This is a genomic window from Streptomyces sp. GESEQ-35 (assembly GCF_017948485.1).
GTDB lineage: Bacteria > Actinomycetota > Actinomycetes > Streptomycetales > Streptomycetaceae > Streptomyces.
Genome location: NZ_JAFFSX010000024.1, coordinates 73,318 through 95,363 on the forward strand (window position 1 = coordinate 73,318; position 22,046 = coordinate 95,363).

19 protein-coding genes are annotated in these 22,046 nt (G+C 70.1%); 15 read left to right on the forward strand and 4 right to left on the reverse strand.

The annotated features are described in order from the left end of the window. Positions 1-139: 139 nt before the first annotated feature. The 5 genes from KCH87_RS35530 (at position 140) to KCH87_RS35550 (ending at position 7,147) form a co-directional block, all read left to right on the forward strand. Positions 140-1,762, forward strand: coding sequence for an alpha-galactosidase (locus KCH87_RS35530; RefSeq protein WP_210591914.1), 1,623 nt, complete (start codon positions 140-142; stop codon positions 1,760-1,762). A 32-nt stretch (positions 1,763-1,794) separates the two neighbouring features. Then, the gene (locus tag KCH87_RS35535) at positions 1,795-3,261 is read left to right on the forward strand and encodes a glycoside hydrolase family 76 protein (RefSeq protein WP_210591916.1); all 1,467 of its coding nucleotides are present in this window, start codon (positions 1,795-1,797) and stop codon (positions 3,259-3,261) included. A gap of 227 nt (positions 3,262-3,488) precedes the next feature. Continuing rightward, positions 3,489-4,955 (forward strand): GuaB1 family IMP dehydrogenase-related protein, encoded by a 1,467-nt coding sequence (locus tag KCH87_RS35540; RefSeq protein ID WP_210591918.1) that lies wholly within the window; start codon positions 3,489-3,491, stop codon positions 4,953-4,955. Positions 4,956-5,205: 250 nt separating this feature from the next. After that, complete coding sequence (locus KCH87_RS35545) at positions 5,206-6,684, forward strand: amino acid permease (protein WP_210591921.1); 1,479 nt, start codon at positions 5,206-5,208, stop codon at positions 6,682-6,684. 10 nt (positions 6,685-6,694) lie between these two features. Next, on the forward strand, positions 6,695-7,147 hold the full coding sequence (locus KCH87_RS35550) for an Lrp/AsnC family transcriptional regulator (protein WP_210591924.1): 453 nt from the start codon (positions 6,695-6,697) through the stop codon (positions 7,145-7,147). A 1-nt stretch (position 7,148) separates the two neighbouring features. Here KCH87_RS35550 and KCH87_RS35555 read toward each other — a convergent pair whose 3' ends face one another. Both KCH87_RS35555 and KCH87_RS35560 read right to left on the reverse strand, forming a co-directional pair. Beyond that, positions 7,149-7,598, reverse strand: coding sequence for a hypothetical protein (locus KCH87_RS35555; RefSeq protein WP_210591926.1), 450 nt, complete (start codon positions 7,596-7,598; stop codon positions 7,149-7,151). A gap of 96 nt (positions 7,599-7,694) precedes the next feature. Further along, positions 7,695-8,435: a GntR family transcriptional regulator gene (locus tag KCH87_RS35560; RefSeq protein ID WP_210591928.1), complete on the reverse strand. Its 741-nt coding sequence runs from the start codon at positions 8,433-8,435 to the stop codon at positions 7,695-7,697. Positions 8,436-8,650: 215 nt separating this feature from the next. Here KCH87_RS35560 and KCH87_RS35565 point away from each other — a divergent pair, with 215 nt between their 5' ends. The 6 genes from KCH87_RS35565 to KCH87_RS35590 all read left to right on the forward strand — a co-directional run bounded on the left by KCH87_RS35565 (position 8,651) and on the right by KCH87_RS35590 (position 15,371). Beyond that, positions 8,651-9,796: an ABC transporter substrate-binding protein gene (locus tag KCH87_RS35565; protein ID WP_210591930.1), complete on the forward strand. Its 1,146-nt coding sequence runs from the start codon at positions 8,651-8,653 to the stop codon at positions 9,794-9,796. Further along, complete coding sequence (locus KCH87_RS35570; protein ID WP_210591932.1) at positions 9,793-10,689, forward strand: ABC transporter permease subunit; 897 nt, start codon at positions 9,793-9,795, stop codon at positions 10,687-10,689. The genes KCH87_RS35565 and KCH87_RS35570 overlap by 4 nt, the downstream gene beginning before the upstream one ends. After that, positions 10,677-11,489, forward strand: coding sequence for an ABC transporter permease (locus tag KCH87_RS35575; protein WP_210591934.1), 813 nt, complete (start codon positions 10,677-10,679; stop codon positions 11,487-11,489). The genes KCH87_RS35570 and KCH87_RS35575 overlap by 13 nt, the downstream gene beginning before the upstream one ends. 3 nt (positions 11,490-11,492) lie before the next feature. Beyond that, positions 11,493-12,560, forward strand: a complete 1,068-nt coding sequence (locus KCH87_RS35580) for an ABC transporter ATP-binding protein (protein ID WP_210591936.1) — start codon at positions 11,493-11,495, stop codon at positions 12,558-12,560. A gap of 48 nt (positions 12,561-12,608) precedes the next feature. Then, positions 12,609-14,063: an HAD-IA family hydrolase gene (locus KCH87_RS35585; RefSeq protein ID WP_210591939.1), complete on the forward strand. Its 1,455-nt coding sequence runs from the start codon at positions 12,609-12,611 to the stop codon at positions 14,061-14,063. Between the two features lie 105 nt (positions 14,064-14,168). After that, a complete protein-coding gene (locus KCH87_RS35590; protein ID WP_210591941.1) occupies positions 14,169-15,371 on the forward strand; it encodes an MFS transporter in 1,203 nt (400 codons plus the stop codon). Here KCH87_RS35590 and KCH87_RS35595 read toward each other — a convergent pair. Beyond that, the gene (locus KCH87_RS35595) at positions 15,340-15,876 is read right to left on the reverse strand and encodes a Repetin (RefSeq protein WP_210591945.1); all 537 of its coding nucleotides are present in this window, start codon (positions 15,874-15,876) and stop codon (positions 15,340-15,342) included. The two genes, KCH87_RS35590 and KCH87_RS35595, sit on opposite strands and share 32 nt — an antisense overlap. Before the next feature lie 300 nt (positions 15,877-16,176). On the opposite strand from KCH87_RS35595, the gene KCH87_RS35600 reads away from it, so the two are divergent. After that, positions 16,177-16,965, forward strand: a complete 789-nt coding sequence (locus tag KCH87_RS35600; protein ID WP_210591947.1) for a carbon-nitrogen hydrolase family protein — start codon at positions 16,177-16,179, stop codon at positions 16,963-16,965. A gap of 42 nt (positions 16,966-17,007) precedes the next feature. Further along, entirely contained in the window at positions 17,008-18,705 is a 1,698-nt protein-coding gene (locus KCH87_RS35605) for an NAD(P)/FAD-dependent oxidoreductase (protein WP_210591950.1), read from the forward strand. Between the two features lie 6 nt (positions 18,706-18,711). On the opposite strand, the gene KCH87_RS35610 is transcribed toward KCH87_RS35605, so the two are convergent. Then, positions 18,712-19,398 carry a DUF5995 family protein gene (locus tag KCH87_RS35610; protein ID WP_210591952.1) on the reverse strand — a complete coding sequence of 229 codons (687 nt, stop codon included), beginning with the start codon at positions 19,396-19,398 and terminating at the stop codon, positions 18,712-18,714. A 183-nt stretch (positions 19,399-19,581) separates the two neighbouring features. Here KCH87_RS35610 and KCH87_RS35615 point away from each other — a divergent pair, with 183 nt between their 5' ends. Both KCH87_RS35615 and KCH87_RS35620 read left to right on the forward strand, forming a co-directional pair. Continuing rightward, entirely contained in the window at positions 19,582-20,715 is a 1,134-nt protein-coding gene (locus tag KCH87_RS35615) for a glycoside hydrolase family 6 protein (RefSeq protein ID WP_210592066.1), read from the forward strand. Between the two features lie 166 nt (positions 20,716-20,881). After that, on the forward strand, positions 20,882-22,036 hold the full coding sequence (locus KCH87_RS35620; protein ID WP_210591953.1) for a HoxN/HupN/NixA family nickel/cobalt transporter: 1,155 nt from the start codon (positions 20,882-20,884) through the stop codon (positions 22,034-22,036). Positions 22,037-22,046: the final 10 nt, after the last annotated feature.

The window sequence follows — 22,046 nt, forward strand, 5'->3', positions numbered from 1 at the left end:
AGTGGTTGACGGCGGTGATGGTCATGGTCCGGACCATTGACGTGTATGCCGGAGTGGTGGGACCTTCTCGATGGTTACGTTTCCATGGGTCTGGGCACGTTGTCCTGGCCGCCCCACACGGCACACGGGAGACACCGACATGACCCTCTCCTTGAGACCGTTGAGACTCCCGAGATCGCTGAGCGCCACGTTCGCGCTGCTCCTGCTTCTCGTGCTCGCGCCGCCCCTGCTCGTCCTCAGCGCCGCGCCCCGCGCCCAGGCGCTCGAGAACGGTCTGGCCAGGACGCCCCCGATGGGCTGGAACGACTGGAACGCCTTCGGCTGCAACGTCAGCGAGCAGCTGGTCAAGGAGACCGCCGACTATCTCGTCTCCTCCGGCCTGAAGGACGCCGGATACCAGTACGTCAATATCGACGACTGCTGGATGACCCGGACCCGGAATTCCGCCGGCCAACTGGTCCCGGAACCGGTCAAGTTCCCCAGCGGCATCAGCGGCACCGCCGCCTACGTCCACGGCAAGGGCCTCAAGCTCGGTATCTACGAGAGCGCCGGGAGCGCCACCTGCCAGGGCTACCCCGGCAGCCTCGGCCATGAGCAGACCGACGCCAACAGCTTCGCGGCCTGGGGCGTCGACTACCTCAAGTACGACAACTGCAACCACGAGAACGTGCCCGACCGGCAGCGCTACACGGCCATGCGGGACGCCCTGGCGAACACCGGCCGCCCCATCGTCTACAGCCTCTGCAACTGGGGCCTCGCGGACGTGTGGACCTGGGGTGCGGACGTCGGCAACAGCTGGCGCACCACCGATGACATCAACCTCAACTTCTCCACGGTGGTGTCGATCTTCAAGGCCAACGTCAAGCTCGCCCCGTACGCCAAGCCCGGCGCCTGGAACGACCCCGACATGCTCGAAGTCGGCAACGGCATGTCGTTCAACCAGGACCGTTCCCACTTCAGCCTGTGGGCGGAGATGGCCGCGCCGCTGATCGCCGGGAACGACATGCGCAAGGCCTCCGCCGCCACGCTCTCCCTCTACGGCAACAAGGATGTCATCGCCGTGGACCAGGACAGCCTGGGCAAGCAGGGCACCGAGGTGTCCTCCTCCGGCGGTCTCCATGTGCTGGCCAAGCCGCTGGCGAACGGCGATGTCTCGGTGGTCCTCTTCAACGAGAACTCCTCCGCCGCCACCATCACCACCTCCGCCGGCGCGGTCGGTCTCCCCGCGGCGTCCTCGTACCGGCTCAACAACCTCTGGTCCCATGTCGTCAGCAGTACCGGCGGATCCATCTCGGCCAGGGTCCCCGGCCACGGCTCGGTGATGTACCGGGTGTCCGTGGGCAGCGGCACGAGCGTCGGCACCACCCACCCGCTGATCGGCGCCTCCTCAAACCGCTGCCTCGACGCCTACGACAACCAGACCACCCCCGGCACCAGGATCCAGATCTGGGACTGCGGCGGCGGCACCAACCAGGCCGTGACCATCACCGCCGCCGGTGAACTCCGCCTCTACGGCGGCACCCAGTGCCTGGACGCCTACGACAACGGGACCTCCGCCGGCACCAAGGTGCAGCTGTGGAACTGCACCGGGGGCGCCAACCAGAAGTGGAGCCTCAACCCCGACGGCACCATCACCGGCACCCAGTCCGGCCTCTGCCTCGACGTCACCGGCGGCGACCAGCCGGCCGGCAACGTCAACGGCACCGAGCTCGAACTCTGGACCTGTAACGGCGGCGCCAACCAGCAGTGGCGCCTGGGCTGACCTCCCGCATCCCCCACACCCATGGAGTCGGCATGACACCGTCAGCGGAACGCATCCGAAGAGCCGGGGCCGGTCTTCTCGCCGCCCTCGCTCTCGCCCTCCTCGTCCCGGCGACCGACGGCACAGCGGTCGCCGCCGCCAAGGCGACCGTGTGCAACAAGTACTGCGACGCCCGTGACCCCGGCCTGTCCCCGGGGGACCGGCAGCCGGTGACCGCCACCATCCACTCCCGCAGCATCGCGCTGCACTTCGACGACACCGACGCGATGGGCTGGGCCTCGATCACCAACGGCAGCCCGGGCGACGAGGTCTGGCTCGACCGCTCCTTCGACGGCGGCCGGACCTGGGCCTCGGGCAGCAAGCTCGGCGACACCACGATCCCGGCCGGCCAGACCGGCTGGCGCACCCTGATGTACAACGTCGACGACTGGGGCAACCGTGGCGTCGGCGCGCTGCGTGCCTGCGGCAAGGCGGGAGACCGGGCCGAGATCGCCTGCACGGCATGGGCCCGGACGACCTGGAACGCGTACAACCGCCCCACGGCGGCGGCCACGGCGCTGATGCAGTCGTACAACAACTCCACCGGCCTGTTCGACACCACCGGCTGGTGGAACTCGGCCAACGCCCTGACCGCCCTCATCGACAACATCCGGGTCACCGGCATGGGCAGCTATGACTACGCCATCGCCAACACCTACGACCGCAACCTCTCCGCCCAGGGCGGCAACTTCACCAACGACTACATCGACGACACGGGGTGGTGGGGGCTGGCCTGGGTCGCCGCGTACGACCTCACCGGCGACAGCCGCTACCTCAACACCGCCCGCGCCGACGCCGACTACATGGCGCGGTACTGGGACTCCACGTGCGGCGGGGGAGTGTGGTGGAGCACCGCCAGGACCTACAAGAACGCCATCGCCAACTCCCTTTACCTGGAGCTGAACGCGGCCCTGCACAACCGCATCGCGGGCGACACGGTCTATCTCGGCCGGGCCAACGCCGAGTGGTCGTGGTTCAAGGGCACCGGGATGATCAACAGCTCCCATCTGGTCAACGACGGCATCAACCTGTCGACCTGCCGCAACAACGGCGACACCACCTGGACCTACAACCAGGGCGTGCTGCTCGGCGGTCTGTCGGAGCTGCACCGGGCGACCGGCGACTCCGCCCTGCTCACCACCGGCCGCCAGATCGCGGACGCCTCGACCACGTCCACCTACCTCAACCCGGGCGGGATCCTGCGGGAGCCGTGCGAGACGGGCGGCTGCGGCGGCGACGGACCGTCCTTCAAGGGCGCGTACGTCCGCGGGCTGAGCGCCTTCAACGCCCGGCTGTCCGACCGTCCTTACACGTCGTACCTCCGGCGGCAGGCCGACTCCGCGTACGCGAGCGACCGCACCGCACTCGACGCGTACGGGCTGCACTGGGCCGGCCCGGTGGACTCCACCGACGCCGCCCGCCAGCAGAGCGCCCTCGACCTGATGAACGCGGCGAACTGACACACGCTGGGCGACTCGGCCGCCGCACCCTGAGAGGAGGGCGCGGCGGTGCACCAGCCCCACAGGGCCTCGTCCGGCGCGTTCGGGTAAGCTCTCGGGGTAAGGCAGGTTCCACTGCCTGACACCGGAGCCCCCGTACCTCACTGGAGGATCACACGAACGCGGGGGCGTTTTGCTGTGTCCTTGTGGGAGTGACCTGCGCCGTTTCGCGTGAAAATGTGAGACTTATGCGTTTCCTTGAGCCCGGTACGGGACGGCCCGTGGAGTCAGCTCCGGTTCCCTACGACCTGACGTACGATGACGTCTTCATGGTGCCGAACCGCAGTGCGGTCGGCTCGCGGCAGGGCGTGGACCTCAGCTCCCCGGACGGGACGGGCACCACGATCCCGCTGGTCGTCGCCAACATGACCGCCATCGCCGGCCGCCGTATGGCCGAGACGATGGCCCGGCGCGGCGGCCTCGTGGTCATCCCGCAGGACATCCCGATCGACGTGATCACCGAGGTCGTCGGCTGGGTGAAGAGCCGCCACCACGTCCTCGACACCCCGATCGTGCTGGCCCCGCACCAGACCGTCGCCGACGCGCTGTCCCTGCTGCCTAAGCGCGCGCACAACGCCGGTGTGGTCGTGGACGAGGAGCAGCGGCCGATCGGTGTGGTCACCGACGCCGACCTGTCCGGCGTGGACCGCTTCACGCAGCTCGAGGTCGTCATGTCCAAGGACCTGCTGCTGCTCGACGCCGACATCGACCCGCGCGAGGCCTTCAACACCCTCGACCACCACAACCGGCGCTTCGCCCCCGCGGTCGACCAGGACGGCCGCCTCGCCGGCATCCTCACCCGCAAGGGCGCCCTGCGCGCCACGCTCTACACGCCGGCCGTGGACGCGAAGGGCAAGCTGCGCATCGCCGCCGCCGTCGGTATCAACGGCGATGTCGCGGGCAAGGCCAAGCAGCTGCTCGACGCGGGTGTCGACACGCTCGTCATCGACACCGCGCACGGCCACCAGGAGTCGATGATCAGTGCGGTCAAGGTGGTCCGCGGCCTCGACCCGCAGGTCCCGATCGTCGCGGGCAACATCGTGTCCGCGGACGGGGTGAAGGACCTCATCGAGGCCGGCGCCGACATCATCAAGGTCGGTGTCGGACCGGGTGCGATGTGCACCACCCGCATGATGACCGGCGTCGGCCGGCCGCAGTTCTCCGCGGTCCTGGAGTGCGCCGCCGAGGCGAAGAAGTACGGCAAGCACGTCTGGGCCGACGGCGGTGTCCGGCACCCGCGCGATGTCGCCATGGCGCTGGCCGCAGGCGCGTCCAACGTGATGGTCGGATCCTGGTTCGCGGGCACGTTCGAGTCGCCCGGCGATCTTCAGCAGGACGCCAACGGCCGCTTCTACAAGGAGTCGTTCGGTATGGCGTCCGCGCGTGCCGTGGCCAACCGTACGTCCGACGAATCGGCCTACGACCGGGCCCGCAAGGCGCTCTTCGAGGAGGGCATCTCCACCTCCCGTATGTTCCTCGACCCGGCCCGCCCGGGCGTCGAGGACCTGATCGACTCGATCATCGCGGGCGTCCGCTCCTCCTGCACCTACGCCGGCGCGGGCTCCCTGGAGGAGTTCGCCGAGAAGGCGGTCGTCGGCATCCAGAGCGCGGCCGGCTACGCGGAGGGCAAGCCGCTGCACGCCAGCTGGAGCTGACTTCTCGACGCCCGCCGAAAGCCCGTACGCAACGGTCGGCAGCCGTCGTGCAACGAACACCCATCCATCCATGATCGACGCAATGATCTTGCAGGCATACGCAAGGTTGCTGCATTACACGGGCAACGACATTGCTCGTAGGCTGTCGCCTCGTACGTGGCGTGGCAGGGACCCCGCTCGGTGGGTCCCTGCTCGACGGGGTGCCGCTGGTCCCTGCCGCCCTGACCGGCAGCGATGAAGGAGCCAGCGCGTGCTAGACCAAGGCGCACCCCCGCACGACCGCAGTCAGACCGTCCCCGCTTCCCCGGGCGTCGGCGCGCGGCTGATGCGGCGCAAGCCCGTGGAACGCCTGGTCGCGGAGGGCGGCCAGGGTGAGGGAGGGTCGCTGCGCCGCTCGCTCGGGCTGTGGCAGCTGACCATGATCAGCATCGGGGCCACGCTCGGCACCGGCATCTTCGTGGTGCTCGGCGACGCCGTGCCCGAGGCCGGCCCCGCGGTCACCCTCGCCTTCGTGATCGCCGGACTCACGGCCTTGTTCTCGGCCCTTTCGTACGCGGAACTCGCGGGCAGCATCCCGGTCGCGGGCTCCTCGTACTCGTATGCATACGCAACGATGGGCGAACTCGTCGCCTGGGTCTGCGGCTGGTGCCTGGTGCTGGAGTACGGCGTGTCCGTGGCCGCCGTCGCGGTCGGCTGGGGCGAGTACCTCAATGAGCTGCTCGACGGGACGATCGGGGTCACCATTCCGGCCGCCCTGTCCTCGGCGCCCGGTGAGGGCGGTGTCATCAACCTGCCCGCGCTGGTCGTCGTCCTGCTGGCGATGGTCTTCCTGCTCGGTGGCGTACGGGAGTCCGCCCGCGCCAACACGATCATGGTCGCCGTGAAGATCGCCGCGCTGGTGCTGTTCTGCGCGATCGGCTTCATGGGCTTCAAGTCCGGCAACTACGAGGACTTCATGCCGCTCGGCATGGCCGGGGTCAGTGCCGCCGGTGCCACGCTGTTCTTCTCGTACATCGGCTTCGACGCTGCCTCCACCGCCGGTGAGGAGGCGAAGAACCCCAAGAAGGACCTGCCGCGGGCGATCATGCTGTCGCTGATCATCGTCACCGCGCTCTACGTGCTCGTCGCGGCCGTCGCCGTCGGTGCCTGGAACTGGACCAAGTTCGAGGGCTCCGAGGCCTCCCTCGCCGCGATCATGAACGACGTCAGCGGCCAGAGCTTCTGGGGCACCCTGCTCGCGCTCGGCGCGGTCATCTCCATCGCGAGCGTGGTCCTCACCGTGCTCTACGGCCAGACCCGCATCCTCTTCGCGATGTCCCGCGACGGCCTGGTGCCCAAGGCGCTCGGCAAGGTCCATGCCAAGACCGGTGCGCCGCGCCTCAACACGGTGATCGTGTCCCTGTTCTGCGGCGCGCTCGCCGCCCTGATCCCGCTGGGCAAGCTCGTCGACGCCACCAGCATCGGCACGCTGTTCGCCTTCGCGCTGGTCAACATCGCGGTGATCATCCTGCGGTACCGGCGACCCGAGCTGGAGCGGACGTTCAAGGTGCCGTTCGGGCCGGTCCTGCCGGTCCTGGGCTTCGGCTTCTGCGCGTACAACATGTTCAGCCTCGACACCGTGACCTGGGCCGTCTTCGGGTGCTGGATGGCCGCCGGTCTCGTGTTCTACTTCAGTTACGGCTATCGCCGTTCCCGCCTCGCTGTAGCAGCCGTATCAGAAGTGAAGTGAACCACCCGCAGTGCTGAACGATCTCGACGAACGCATCGTGCACGCCCTCGCCGAGGACGCCCGCCGCTCCTACGCGGACATCGGGCAGCTGGTCGGCCTGTCCGCGCCCGCCGTGAAACGGCGCGTGGACCGGCTGCGCGCCATCGGGGCCATCACCGGTTTCACCGTACGGGTGGACCCGTCGGCGCTCGGCTGGGAGACCGAGGGGTTCGTCGAGATCTACTGCCGGCACAACACCTCGCCGGAGACCATCCGGCGAGGCCTGGAGCGCTACCAGGAGGTCGTCGCCGCGTCGACCGTCACCGGAGACGCGGACGCGGTCGTCCAGGTCTTCGCCTCCGACATGCGCCACTTCGAGCGGGTGCTGGAGCGGATCGCGGGCGAGCCGTTCGTGGAGCGGACCAAGTCGGTGCTGGTGCTGTCGCCCTTGCTGCGCCGGTTCTCCTCGGGCTCGCCGACCTGACCTACTCCGCCCGGCGCCGGACCGCCGACAGCAGACGTCCCACGACCAGGGCGTGTCCGCCCGAGCCGATGACCAGCAGCCGGTAGACCGCCCCGCCCGGACCGGGGAACCTGGCCCGCGTCTCGGCGCGCAGCCGGGTGCGGCCGTCCCCGGCCTCCTCCAGCCGGAAGACCAGGGCATACGTCGAGAAGTAGTGCCGCCCGACGAGCATCAGCTCCCTGCCGGGTTCCGCCAAGGCCACCCGGAATCCTGGAAACGTCGATCCCTGGGCCAACGGCCGCGGCCCGGACGCCGTCTGGTCGGCGCAGCCGACGAGCCGCGCATAGCCCCTCGCCCGGCCACTTTCGAAGGAACGCTCCAGGGCCTCCCCAAGGCTCCGCCAGACATCGGCAGCTTCCGCCGAGACAACCGTCGTGTGCTCGTCCACGTGAGCCAACGCCGCGATCTCCATGAAGCCACGGTATCTGTGCGCCCCAAAGGGGCGCGGGGAACTGCGCGACCAGCCACAGACGACCCGCACCCGGCAACCGACCGTAGGTCCCGAGCCCTACTCCGCCGTCTTCCGAGCCAACGCATTGTTGCCAATGGAGTTGTACACACTGAAGCTCACCGCATCCGACCGATACCGGTCGTCCGACCACTCCACCGGCCGACCCTCCCGCGTCGTGGTCACCCGCCGCACCCGCAACAGCGGACTGGTACGCCGCACCAAAAGCAACTCGGCATCCTGCGCACCCGCCGCCACCGCGTCGATGACGTGCTCCCCGTAGGCGAAGACCAGCCCGGTGCCATCGAGCAGCCGCTGCGTCACGGAAGCGCAGTCCGGCTCGATCGGCTCGACCGCGGGGGCGATCCAGTCGGCGTACACCGTCCGCTCCAGCAGGACCGGCTCACCGTCCAGACCGCGCACGCGCAGCACGTGCAACACCGGTGTCCCTTCGCGCAGATGGAGCCGTACGGCGTCCTCGGTGGTCGCCGGACGGTAGTCCTGGGCGACGACCTGACCGGTCGCCTCGCGGCCCATCGCGCGCGCCCACTGGGCGAAGCTGCGCAGCTCGGCGAAGCTCTGGCTGCGCCGACTGGCCAGCACCATCCGGCGGGCGCCCTGGCGGGAGCCGATGAGCCCCTCGGCGGTCAGCGCCGCGACGGCCTGGCGGACCGTTCCGCGCGAGACGCCGTAGTGGCCCGCGAGGTCCGTCTCGGCCGGCAGCAGGCTGCCGACTGTGTACTCCTCGCGGTCGATCGCCCGCCGCAGCTCGTCGGCGATCTCCTCGTGTCGCGCCGCCATGCTTCCCCTCTGAGTCGGCCACTGTGCACAGCGTGACCAGCCTAGTCGACGTACCTTGGTGATCCGTGTCAGTCAGGACTGTGCAGGTTCTAGGAGCTCAGGGTTTCTCCACTGTTTACGAACACGACACCAGTTGCCGCCTTACTAAGGCCAACTTGTTCAGACAAGTTCTCCCTGTTTGGCTCCTGCACCCTCGCGCGTCCCCTGGAGAAGCCGTGACCGTGTCCCTGCCGAGAACAGCCGCCCTCGGCGTCATCGCCGCCCTCGCCCTGAGCGCCTGTGGCGCCGCCCCCGACGACGAGTCCACCACCGCCGACGGCAAGAGCGCCGCCACCGCCACCTCCGCCGCCGAGTTCGGAGGCATGGACGCGCTGGTGACGGCCGCCAAGAAGGAGGGCACGCTCAACGCCATCGCGCTGCCCCGCGACTGGGCCAACTACGGCGCCCTGATCGACGGCTTCCAGAAGAAGTACGGCATCAAGATCTCGGTCGAGAACCCGGACGGTTCCAGCCAGGACGAGATCAACGCCGTCACGTCGAGGAAGGGCCAGGACCGTGCACCCGACGTCCTCGACCTCGGCAGCTCCTTCGCGCTGAGCGCCGCCCAGCAGGGCCTGCTCGCGCCGTACAAGGTGGCGTCCTTCGCCGACATCCCCGAGGGCCAGAAGGACGCGCAGGCCCGCTGGTACAACGACTACGGCGGCTACATCTCCATCGGCTGCGACGCCAAGCGCGTCAAGACCTGCCCGACCACCTTCGCGGACCTGCTCAAGCCCGAGTACAAGGGTCAGGTCGCCCTCAACGGCAACCCCACCAAGTCCGGTTCGGCCTTCGGCGGCGTCTACGCGGCGGCCCTCGCCCACGGCGGCTCCTTCGACGACATCCAGCCCGGCCTCGACTTCTTCGCCGAGCTGAAGAAGAACGGCAACTACACGCCCGTCGAGTCCACCCCGGCCACCGTCGAAAAGGGCGAGACCCCGATCAGCATCGACTGGGACTACCTGAACGCCGGTTACGCCGACGAGTTCACGTCCAAGGGCGTGGACTGGAAGGTCGCCGTCCCGACCGACGGCCAGTTCTCGCAGTACTACTCGCAGGCCATCAACAAGGACGCCCCACACCCGGCGACCGCCCGCCTGTGGCAGGAGTACCTCTACAGCGCCGAGGGCCAGAACCTGTGGCTCAAGGGGTACGCCCGCCCGGTCCTGATGACCGCCATGGAGAAGGCCGGCACCCTCGACAAGACGGCCGCCGCCAAGCTCCCCGAGGTCTCCGGGACGCCCACCTTCCCGACCGAGGAGCAGCAGGCCAAGGCCAAGACGGTCCTCGGGCAGGGCTGGGCGAAGGCCGTCTCCGGATGACGGCCACCGCCGTACGGGTCGACTCGGCGCCCGCCGCTGCGGTGAAGCGGCGGCGCCGGTCGCTCGGCTGGGTCGCCGTCGTCCCGCTGCTCGCCTTCACCGCCGTGGCCTTCGGCCTGCCCGCCCTGGCCATGCTGGACGGCGCGTTCACCGTCAAGGACCCGGTCAGCGGCGCCACTTCGTACACCGTGGACAACCTGACGTCCTCGCTACAGGGGGCGTACCTCACGGCCCTGCTCGGCAGTGTGAAGCTGTCGGCCGTGTCGGCGGCGCTGGCCGCGCTGTTCGGGCTGCCGCTCGCGCAGGCCGTGGTCACCTCCCGGTTCAGCGCGCTGCGCGAGGCCGTGCTCACCGCGTCCGGTGTCCTCGCCAACTTCGGCGGGGTTCCGCTGGCCTTCGCGTTCGTCGCCACCCTCGGCAACGCGGGCGTGCTCACCCGGCACCTGGGCCTGACCGACAAGGGCTGGGACCTCTACAGCTTCTGGGGACTGGTCATCGTCTACCTGTACTTCCTGATCCCGCTGATGGTCCTCACCATCACCCCGGCCCTCGACGGACTGCGCTCCCAGTGGCGCGAGGCCGCCCAGAACAACGGCGCCACGCCCACGCAGTACTGGCGGCATGTCGCCCTGCCGGTGCTGCTGCCCTCGCTGATGGGCGGGCTCGTGCTGCTCTTCGGCAGCGCGTTCGCCGCGTACGCCACCGCCGCAGCCATGGTCGGCAGTTCGATCCCGCTGGTCACCCTCCAGATCGCCGACGCGATCTCCGGCAACGTGCTCGTCGGCCAGGAGAACGTGGCGCTCGCCCTCAGCCTCGACATGGTCCTGGTGGCCGGACTGGTGATGGCCGTGTACCTGCCCCTTCAGCGAAGGAGCGCCCGATGGCTCGCCTGAACCTGTGGCGCTGGGGCGTGCTCGGCCTCGCCGGCCTGTACTTCCTGGTGCCGCTGGCTGCGTCGGTCGTCTTCACGGTCGACGTGCCCGGCCGGGGCGTCACCTTCGACGCCTACACACAGATCTTCGCCACCGACGGCTTCACCTCCAGCCTGCTGCTCTCACTGGAGCTGGCCGTTGCCACCATCGTCCTCGTCCTGCTGCTGATGGTGCCCGCCATGGTCGCGCTGCGGCTCGGCGCGCCCCGGCTGCGGCCGGTGGTGGAGGTGGTGTGCTCGCTGCCGCTAGTCGTGCCGCCGATCGCGTTCGTCGCCGGTATGGGCACGGTCCTGAAGTGGGGGCCCGAACACCTCTCCCGGACCCCGCTGTTCCAGACCTTCGTGGCGATCCAGAACCCGGACTTCCCCTTCGTCCTCGTCCTGGCCTACGTCGTGATGGCACTGCCCTTCGTGTACCGGGCGCTGGACGCCGGGCTGCGTGCCGTCGACGTCCGCACCCTCGTCGAGGCCGCCCGCAGCTGCGGGGCCGGCTGGCCGCAGGCTCTCCTCCAGGCAGTCCTGCCCAATCTGCGCGGCGCGCTCCTCAACGCCTCCTTCCTCACGCTGGCCCTGGTGCTCGGCGAGTTCACCGTGGCGCAGCTGCTGGGCTTCCAGCCCTTCGCCGTGTGGATCGTCAACGTCAGCGGCTCGCAGGCCCAGCTCTCCGTCGCCGTGTCCGTGCTCAGCCTGCTGGTGACGTGGGTGCTGCTCCTCGTCCTGGCCGGCTTCGGCGGACGTACCCGTACTACTTCCCGGGGATGAACCATGACCGTTCTTGAACTGACCTCGACGAAGGCGGCGACCGTCGAATTCCGGGGACTCCGAAGGGAGTTCGGCGCGACCGTCGCCCTCGACGGCCTCGACCTGACCGTCCAGCCGGGTGAACTCCTCGCCCTGCTCGGCCCGTCCGGCTGCGGCAAGACCACCGCGCTGCGCATGCTCGCCGGCTTCGAACACCCCGACTCCGGCGAGGTGCTGGTCGACGGCGAGGACGTCTCACGGGTCCCGGCCCATCGCCGCGACGCCGGGATGGTCTTCCAGTCGTACAGCCTCTTCCCGCATCTCGACGCGCTCGACAACGTGGCCTTCGGACTGCGCATGCGCAAGGTGCGTACGAGCGAACGGCGGGCGCGTGCCGCCGAGTTGCTGGAGCTGGTGGGCCTCGCCGACAAGGGCGGACGGTTCCCGCACGAGCTCTCCGGCGGTCAGCAGCAGCGCGTCGCCCTGGCCCGCGCGCTCGCCCTGCGCCCGCGTGTCCTGCTTCTCGACGAACCGCTGTCGGCGCTCGACGCCAAGGTGCGGCTCAGCCTCCGCGAGGAGATCCGGCGGCTCCAGCAGGAACTCGGCATCACCACCCTCTTCGTCACCCACGACCAGGAGGAGGCCCTGTCCATGGCGGACCGGGTCGCCGTGATGCACGCCGGACGGCTCGAACAGTGCGCGGCCCCGGCCGAGTTGTACGGCCGTCCCGCCACCGCCTTCGTCGCCGAGTTCGTCGGCACGATGAGCCGGATCCCGGGCCGGTCGGTCCAGGGCGAGGCCGAGGTGCTCGGGCAGCGGCTGCCGGTCGACGGTCCCGTGCCGTCGGCGACCGAGGTGGACGTGCTGGTGCGGCCCGAGGCCGTGCGGGTACGGGCCGAGGTCGACGGGGCCGCGCGTGTGGTCGCCACGTCCTTCCTGGGTGCGGCCGTCCGCGTCACCGTCAAGCTCGCCGACGGCACCGAGGTCAAGGCCGATCTGCCCGCGCACGAGGCCACCGATCTGGTCGCCGGTGCCGCCGTACGCGTGTCGCTGCCCCAGCGGCCGGTGCTGGTGGCGGAACGTCAACGCTGACCGCAGCCGCCGTACACCATGCAATCCCCCCACCTGAAAGAGACCACCGTGACCCGACTCCCGCTCCAGGCCGTCCTGTTCGACATGGACGGCACGCTCGTCGACACCGAGCGGCTGTGGTGGGAGGCGGTGGAACAGGTGGCCGGCCGGACGCTGACCGAAGCGGACCGGCCGGAGGTGCTCGGGCGACCCGTCGAGCACACCGCCGCCTGGCTCGCCACGGCCACCGGCACCCCGGCCGAGACGCTGGCCGACGTGCTCCACCGGGAGTTCGCGGACCGCGTCCGCACCGGCATCGTGCCCCGCCCGGGCGCGCTCGACCTGCTCGACGCCCTGGCCCGGGAGAGCGTACCGACGGCCCTGGTGACCGCGTCCCCGAGAGCCGTTGCCGACATCGTCCTCGAAGCCCTGGGCGGCGCGAGCCGCTTCGCCGTCTCCGTCACCACCGACGACACCGAGCGCACCAAGCCCGCCCCCGATCCCTACCTCGCCGCCTGCCGCAGCCTCGGCGTCGACCCGCGGGCCTGCGTGGCCGTCGAGGACACGGAGACCGGCGTCGCCTCCGCCGAGGCGGCGGGGTGCGCGGTGCTCGCCGTTCCCTCGCTCGCGCCCATCGAGGCGGGGCCCGGCCGGACCGTCCTGGCCAGCCTGACGGGCGTCACCCCGGGGCAGCTGGGCGCCCTGCTGCCGCACCGGCTGCGCGTCATGACCTGGAACCTCTGGTACGGCGGCACGAAGGTGCAATACCACCGGGCCAAGCAGCTCAAGGTCATCGCGGAGACCGACGTGGACGTGGTCGGGCTTCAGGAGACGTACGGCACCGCCGCCGAGGAACTGGCCGAGGCGCTCGGCTGGTACCACCACCGGGCCGGCGAGAACCTCGGGATCATCAGCCGCCACCCGATCACGGCCCCCCTCGGCGACCCGGACGTCGGCTTCTACGGGGCGGCCGGAGCCCGTATCGCCGTAGGAGGCCAGGAGGTGGATGTCTGGACGGTGCATCTGGACTACACGCCGTACGGGCCTTACGAATCCGCCTTCGACGGGCTGCCGGCCGGCGATCTGATCGCCCACGAGGAGGTCCGGCTCGACCAGATGCGGGACACCCTGCGCCGGATCGACGACAGCGTGCCGGCCGTCCTCGTGGGCGACTTCAACAGCCCCTCCCACCTCGACTGGCCGGACGTTGAATGGCCGGTCACGAAGGCGGCCGAGGAGGCCGGCTTCCGCGACTCCTACCGCGAGGCCCACCCGGACCCCGTACGGGACCCCGGCCACACCTGGTCCCCGGTCCACGCCGAGCACGAGGACGGCAGCGGCCGCCCGGAGCCGCAGGACCGGATCGACTTCGTCCTGCACCGGGGGCTGCGGGTGCTCGACTCCGAGACGTACGTCTGCGGCACCCCGCGGGCCTGGCCGGACGTCGAGGACAACGACTGGCCGTCCGACCACGCCGCCGTGATCACCACTTTTTCGCTGGGCAACGGGACCCGACCTGCCTAACATCGGTGTCATGACCTGGCGACATTGATCCACCAGCCGTGCCTCCCGAGGGCCGCCTCGGACGCCGTACCCACGACGTCCGAACCGCCCTTCCGGGAAGGCCACATGACACTCTCACCCGCGCGCGTGCCCGCGACCGGCGTCCGCCGGCTGACCAGCACGCTGTACGGCTACGCGTTCCTCGACGACTTCGTCCTGCTCTACCCGGTGTACGCACTGCTCTTCGCCGACACCGGCCTGTCGCTCTGGCAGATCTCCTCCCTGTTCGCCCTCTGGTCGATCACAGCCGTGCTCCTCGAAGTCCCCTCCGGGGCCTGGGCCGACGCCGTCTCGCGCCGACTGCTGTTGTGGGTGGGCCCGCTGCTCACCGCGGTCGGCTTCGCGCTGTGGGTGATCGTCCCTTCGTACTGGGCCTTCGCCCTCGGCTTCGTCCTGTGGGGCGCCGGGGGAGCGCTCGGTTCCGGCGCGCTGGAGGCGCTGGTCTACGACGAGCTGGAGCGGCTCGGCGCGGCCGAGCGGTACGCGCGCGTGGCGGGCCGGGCGCGGGCGGCACGTCTGGTGGCCACGATGACGTCGATCGGCCTCGCCGGACCGGTCTTCGCGCTGGGCGGTTACCCGGCCGTGGGCGCGGCCAGTGTGCTGGCGTGTCTGCTGGCCGCCGCGGTGGCGACCCGGTTTCCGGAACACCGGACCCGGCCCGGGAAGGGGGACGACGGCTGGGCGACGACCCTGCGCACCGGACTCGCCGAAGTCCACCGGGACCGGTCGGTACGCGGCGCTCTCCTGCTCGTCCCGGCCGTCGCCGCCGTGTGGGGCGCGCTCGACGAGTACACGCCTCTCCTGGTCCGTGACACCGGTGTGGCGGAGACGACCGTGCCCTATCTGCTCCTGCTGGTCTGGGCCCTCGTCACGGTCGGGAGCCTGTTCTCCGGGCCGGCCGAACGCCTCGGTACGACCGGACTCGCGGCGCTGCTCGCGGCCTCCGCACTCGCCCTGGCCGTGGGCGCCGCGGCCCGGACACCGGCCGGCATCGCCCTCGTGGGCCTCGCCTTCGGCGGCTTCCAGCTCGCGGAGGTGCTTGCCGACGTCCGCCTCCAGCACCGTATCGACGAGTCCCGCCGGGCCACGCTCACCTCCGTGGCGAGTCTGGGCACGGAGCTCGTGACGGTCGCCACGTTCGGCGTGTACGCCCTGCTCGGCACGGACGCGGCGCACAGCACGGTCTTCGCGGTGCTCGCGGTTCCTTACCTCGTGGTGGCGCTAGCACTGGCGTTGGCTAGAAGTCGGGCCGCCACGGCACGACCGTGAAGTCGCCCGTCCCCTTCTTGACCTTCTCGAAGGGGGCTGACCCGACGCACTTGGGCAGCTCCTTCGTCTCGACGGGGCTGCCCGTCGAGGCCCAGCTGTAGCCGAGCCGGTCGTGGTGGCCGACGTCGTGGACGGTGATGCCGACCCGCTTGCCCTCGGCGCCGGGCAGGTCGGAGGAGGTGATGACCCCGGAGACGACGGCCACCTTCCCGCCGGTCACCAGGCAGTCGACCGTGGCCCTGGCCCGGGCGCCCTCGCCGTTCAGGTAGTGGCTGAACTCGAAGGTGCCCGTGGCCTTCATCGGGTCGGCGGTGTCCTTCGCCGCGAGATGGGCGTCGAACGAGAACGTGATGTCGTCCCCGGCCGAGCGGTACAGCTTGGCGGTGCCGGTGAGTGCGGCGGCCTCCCGCTGCCGCGGTGCGTCCGACGCGGTGGCGGCCGAGGCGGCCCCGGCGGTGAGCAGCAGTGCGGAGCCGAGCACGACGATCTTCGTACGGCGGTTCATCGGGGCCCTTTCAGCAGGTCAGGTGGACAGCCCCCACTCTCCCGGCGCCGTGCCCGCGGCACATCGCGCCGGGGACGGAACCCGGTCTCCGCCACCCGGCGGGGGGAGACCGCCCGGCCCTGCGCTTCGAGGAGGACCGGAGATACGACCGACGTCGTGCAACGAATCGCCGCCCACCCCCTGGCGCACGCAACAAACCGGTCGTCGGCGCGCAACGGCTCCTTCTTGTCCGCCCAGGCAAGCCGCCCGTACCGTCTACGTGGCCCCCGCAACCACCCTTCCGCCCTGTTGAGGACACGCATGCGCACCGCCCTGCTCCAGAGCTCCGGCCGGCCCGGCTCGACCGTCGAGAACCTCAAGGTCCTCGATGAGGCCGCGGGCCGTGCCGCAGCCGCCGGCGCGGGACTCCTCGTCGCGCCGGAGATGTTCCTCACCGGGTACGCGATCGGCGACGACATCGCCCGCCTCGCCGAGCCCGCGGACGGCGACTGCGCGGACGCGATCGCCGACCTCGCCTCGCGGCACGGGCTCGCGATCGCCTACGGCTACCCGGAGCGCGACGGCGACAGCGTCTTCAACTCCGCCCAGCTGATCTCCGCCGACGGCACCCGCCTCGCGAACTACCGAAAGACCCACCTCTTCGGCTGCTTCGAGCGCGACCACTTCACCCCGGGCGAGCAGCCGGTCGTCCAGGCCGAGCTGAACGGCCTCCGCGTCGGCCTCATGATCTGCTACGACGTCGAGTTCCCGGAGAACGTCCGCGCCCACGCCCTCGCCGGCACCGACCTCCTCCTGGTGCCGACGGCACAGATGCACCCGTTCCAGTTCGTCGCCGAGTCCGTCGTCCCGGTGCGGGCCTTCGAGAACCAGATGTACGTCGCGTACGTCAACCGGGTCGGCCAGGAGGGCGAGTTCGAGTTCGTCGGGCTCTCCACGCTGGCCGGACCCGACGGGATCGCCCGCACCCGCGCCGGCCGCGGCGAGGAGCTTCTGCTCGCCGACGTCGATCCGGCGTTCCTCGCCGCCTCCCGCGAGGCGAACCCGTATCTGAAGGACCGCCGCCCCGGCCTCTACGGGTCCCTCATCTGAACCGCCCCCCTCGTTTCTGTTTGTGCAAGGAGTCCCCACCCCATGACGTCCACGGTGCCCAACGCCGTCCAGCACGCCGACGCGCAGCAGCCGCCGATCACCATGTTCGGGCCGGACTTCCCCTACGCCTACGACGACTTCCTCGCCCACCCGGCGGGCCTCGGCCAGATACCCGCGACCGGGCACGGCACCGAGATCGCGGTCATCGGCGGCGGGCTGTCCGGCATCGTGGCCGCCTACGAGCTGATGAAGATGGGCCTGAAGCCCGTCGTCTACGAGGCCGACCAGATCGGCGGGCGACTGCGGACCGTCGGCTTCGACGGGTGCGACCCTTCCCTCACCGCCGAGATGGGCGCCATGCGCTTCCCGCCCTCCTCCACGGCGCTCCAGCACTACATCGACCTCGTGGGTCTTGAGACCCAGCCCTTCCCCAACCCCCTTGCGGAGGCGACCCCTTCGACCGTCGTCGACCTCAAGGGCGAGTCGCACTACGCCGAGACGGTCGACGATCTGCCGCAGGTCTACCGGGATGTGGCGACCGCCTGGAACGCCTGCCTCGAAGAGGGCGCCGACTTCTCCGACATGAACCGGGCGCTGCGCGAGCGCGACGTGCCGCGCATCCGCGAGATCTGGGCCAAGCTCGTCGAGAAGCTCGACAACCAGACGTTCTACGGCTTCCTCTGCGACTCCGAGGCCTTCAAGTCCTTCCGGCACCGGGAGATCTTCGGCCAGGTCGGCTTCGGCACCGGCGGCTGGGACACCGACTTCCCCAACTCGATCCTGGAGATCCTGCGCGTCGTCTACACCGAGGCCGACGACCACCACCGCGGCATCGTCGGCGGCTCGCAGCAGCTTCCGCTGCGCCTGTGGGAGCGCGAGCCGGAGAAGATCGTGCACTGGGCGTACGGGACATCGCTGAAGTCCCTGCACGACAACGGCGAACCGCGCCCCGCCGTGACCCGTCTGCACCGCACCGCCGGCAACCGCATCACCGTGACCGACGCGAACGGCGACATCCGCACGTTCGAGGCGGCCGTGTTCACCGCCCAGTCCTGGATGCTGCTCTCCAAGATCGACTGCGACGACTCGCTCTTCCCGATCGACCACTGGACCGCGATCGAGCGCACCCACTACATGGAGTCCTCGAAGCTCTTCGTCCCGGTGGACCGGCCTTTCTGGCTGGACAAGGACGAGGACACCGGCCGGGACGTCATGTCGATGACGCTCACCGACCGTATGACGCGCGGGACCTACCTCCTCGATGACGGCCCCGACCGGCCCGCGGTGATCTGTCTGTCGTACACCTGGTGCGACGACAGCCTGAAGTGGCTGCCGCTGTCCGCGAACGAGCGGATGGAGGTCATGCTGAAGTCGCTCGGCGAGATCTATCCGACGGTCGACATCCGCAAGCACATCATCGGCAACCCGGTGACGGTGTCCTGGGAGAACGAGCCCTACTTCATGGGCGCGTTCAAGGCGAACCTGCCCGGCCACTACCGTTACCAGCGGCGCTTGTTCACGCACTTCATGCAGGACCGGCTGCCCGAGGACAAGCGGGGCATCTTCCTCGCCGGCGACGACATCTCCTGGACGGCGGGCTGGGCCGAGGGCGCGATCCAGACCGCGCTGAACGCGGTGTGGGGGGTCATGCACCACTTCGGTGGGGCGACCGACGGGACCAATCCCGGCCCGGGCGACATGTACGACGAGATCGCGCCGGTGGAGCTTCCGGAGGACTGACCCGGATCAGTCCGGCAGCGGGGTGAGCAGCATCCGTCCCGCGAACCCGACCACCGCGTCCAGACGCTCGGTGAACTCCTCGGCGACATCGGGGAGTTCGCGCAACGCCCACAGCGCCCGCGCCGTCGACCAGGTGGCGTCCCGGGCCCGCTCCAGGCTCCACGAGCCGAGCAGATGGGTGAGCGGGTCGGCGATCTGGAGGAGGTCGGGGCCCGGCATCAGATCTTCGCGGATGCGCTCCTCCAGCGAGACGAGGAGATCGCCCACGCGGTCGAACTCGTCCTCCAGCTCGGCCGGGGCGCAGCCGAGCGTACGACAAGTGTCCACGACGGCGAGCGCAAGATCGTGACCGATGTGCGCATTGATGCCCGCCATCGCGAACTGAAGCGGACGTACACCGGGATGGCGGCGGTACTGGAACAGCGGCCGCCAGCAGGCCGGCGGACGCCGCTCGCCGGCGACCGTGTCCACCGCCGCCAAGTACCGCTCCGCGAACCGAACATCCAGCGCGATCGCGGCCCGCGCATCGGCGAACCGACCCGCGTCGATACGCCCGTCGACGGCCTCGGTGACGGCGAGGTAGACGCGGTTGAACACGGCGACCCCGTCCCGGTCGGGCAAGGTCGCGTCGAGGGCGCGCATCCGGGAGACGACCGCGTCTACGGGTGTGGTGATCTGTTCCAATTGCCCCATGCACGCAGGGTCCCAGTCCTAGGCTGTCCGGGGAGCCGGCGGGACCGACGCTTCCCCAGAATGGGGGAACGCCCCCGTCGCGCAGGGGGAGAACACAGGGGGAACTGGACTTTGTCAGGCATACGTGCCCGCCGCCTGGCCGCACGCAGGGCCCAGCGCCGGGGCGCCGCCCGGCGCGGTGCCATGGTCGCGGTGGCCTCCGTCGTGGTCGCCCTCGGCACGGTGACCGGCATGATGTCCGCGCTCGACGACGGGCGCGGCTCCGACGAGGCCAGACCCGAGGTGACCAGTTCGCCACGCCTGGGACCGCTGCCCGCGGTCCCGTCGGCATCGCCCTCCACCAAGTCGGCCGTTTCCCCGTCTCCTTCACCCTCCGCATCGAAGAAGAAGGAAGAGAGCAGCCCGACTCCCTCACCCACCAAGACCGAGCGGGAGCGCCAGACCGCCGCCGCGTTCACGCGCCTCTACCGCCACCCCGAGTCCCAGGTGCTCGACTGGGTCAGCGCCAACCCCGGCGATCCGCGCCGCGCGGTCATCGAGTCCCGGATAGCCGATCATCCGGCGGCGGTGTGGTTCGCCGACTTCACCCCGGCCACCATCACCGCCCGGGTCCGCGCGGTCACCTCCGGCGGCACGGCGCAGGGCCGGGTGCCGGTGGTGGTGTCGTACGCGATCCCGGACCGCGACTGCGGCGGGGCCTCGCAGGGTGGTGCGCCCGACCTGGGGGCGTACGACGCCTGGATCGACGCCTTCGCGGCGGGGCTGGGCTCCGCCGACGTCATCGTGATCCTGGAGCCCGACTCGATCGCCCAGGCCGACTGCCTCTCCGCCGGTGCCCGGGCCGACCGCTTCGCCTCGCTGGCCCGCGCGGGCCGCGTCCTCAAGACCGCGAACCCCAAGGCGCGGGTCTACTTCGACGCGGGCCACTCCGGCTGGAACTCGGCGGCCAAGCAGGCGGCGCTGCTGAAACAGGCGGGCGCCGCCTCGGCCGGCTCCTCCGATGGCATCTTCAGCAATGTCTCCAACTTCCACCGCACGGACGCCGAGACCGCCTACGACCGTCAGGTCCTCGACGCCCTGGACGGCCCGGCGAGCCTCGGCGCGGTGATCGACACCAGCCGCAACGGCAACGGCGCCCCGGCCGGCGGACAGTGGTGCGACCCGTCCGGCCGCAAGCTCGGGCGCACCCCGACCCTGAACACGGGGGAGGCGGGCATCGACGGCTATCTGTGGGTGAAACTGCCGGGCGAGTCGGACGGCTGCAAGGGTGCGCCCGGCACGTTCACACCGTCGTACGCCTACGATCTGGCGCGCTGAGTCGCGCGTTCGGTCGGGGAGCGCCTCGGCCTGCCGCCTTTTCCCGGCGCCGGCCGAAACCTGACAGGAGCTTTGCCGCGGGTGTGTTGTAGCTGCAACTCATTCGCACAAACCTGGAGGCGGGGCTGAAAACAGCCGATCGCCGAGAAGTAAGGCCCGCGTCTCCATGACCACCGCTCCCGATTCCGCCCGCCCGGCCACCGCCGGAGCCCGCGGTTTCTCGTGGCACCGCATCCGTACGTCGATGACCCGCAAGGAATGGGCGAGCCTCGGCGGAATGGCCGCGTTCATCCTGGCGCTGCACGTCGTCGGCTGGTTCACGCTGGTGGTGATCGTCGCCCCGGAGCACTACAGCCTGGGCACCAAGACCTTCGGCATCGGTATGGGCGTCACCGCCTACACGCTCGGCATGCGGCACGCCTTCGACGCCGATCACATCGCCGCCATCGACAACACCACGCGCAAGCTGATGGGCGAGGGGCAGCGGCCGCTGTCGGTGGGTTTCTGGTTCTCGCTGGGCCACTCGACCATCGTCTTCGCCCTCACCTTCCTGCTCTCCATCGGCGTCAGGGCGCTGGCGAGCCCGGTCGAGAACGACGGCTCCGGGCTGCACGACGTCACCGGCTGGATCGGCACGACCGTCTCCGGCACCTTCCTCTACCTCATCGCGATCATCAACCTGGTGATCATGGTCGGGATCTGGAAGGTCTTCCGGCAGATGCGCTCCGGTCACTTCGACGAGGCCGCCCTCGAAGAGCAGCTCAACAACCGGGGTTTCATGAACCGTCTGCTGGGCCGCCTGATGAAGTCGATCACCAAGCCGTGGCAGATGTATCCGCTGGGCGTCCTCTTCGGCCTCGGCTTCGACACGGCGACCGAGGTGGCCCTGCTGGTGCTGGCCGGTTCGGGCGCTGCCTCCGGACTGCCCTGGTACGCGATCCTGTGCCTGCCCGTCCTGTTCGCCGCCGGCATGTCGCTGCTGGACACGATCGACGGCTCGTTCATGAACTTCGCGTACGGCTGGGCGTTCTCCAAGCCGGTCCGCAAGGTCTACTACAACCTCACGATCACCGGGCTGTCCGTCGCCGTCGCGCTCATCATCGGCACCGTCGAACTCCTCGGCCTGATCGCCGAGAAGGCGGATCTGCACGGCCCCTTCTGGGACTGGGTGTCCGGCCTCGACCTCAACATCATCGGCTACCTCATCGTCGGCCTGTTCTTCGCCACCTGGGCGCTGGCCCTGCTGGTGTGGAAGGTCGGCCGGATCGAGGAGAAGTGGACGGCGGGCCTGACCGAGCCCGCCCCGGCCGAACGGAGCTGACGGCACCCAC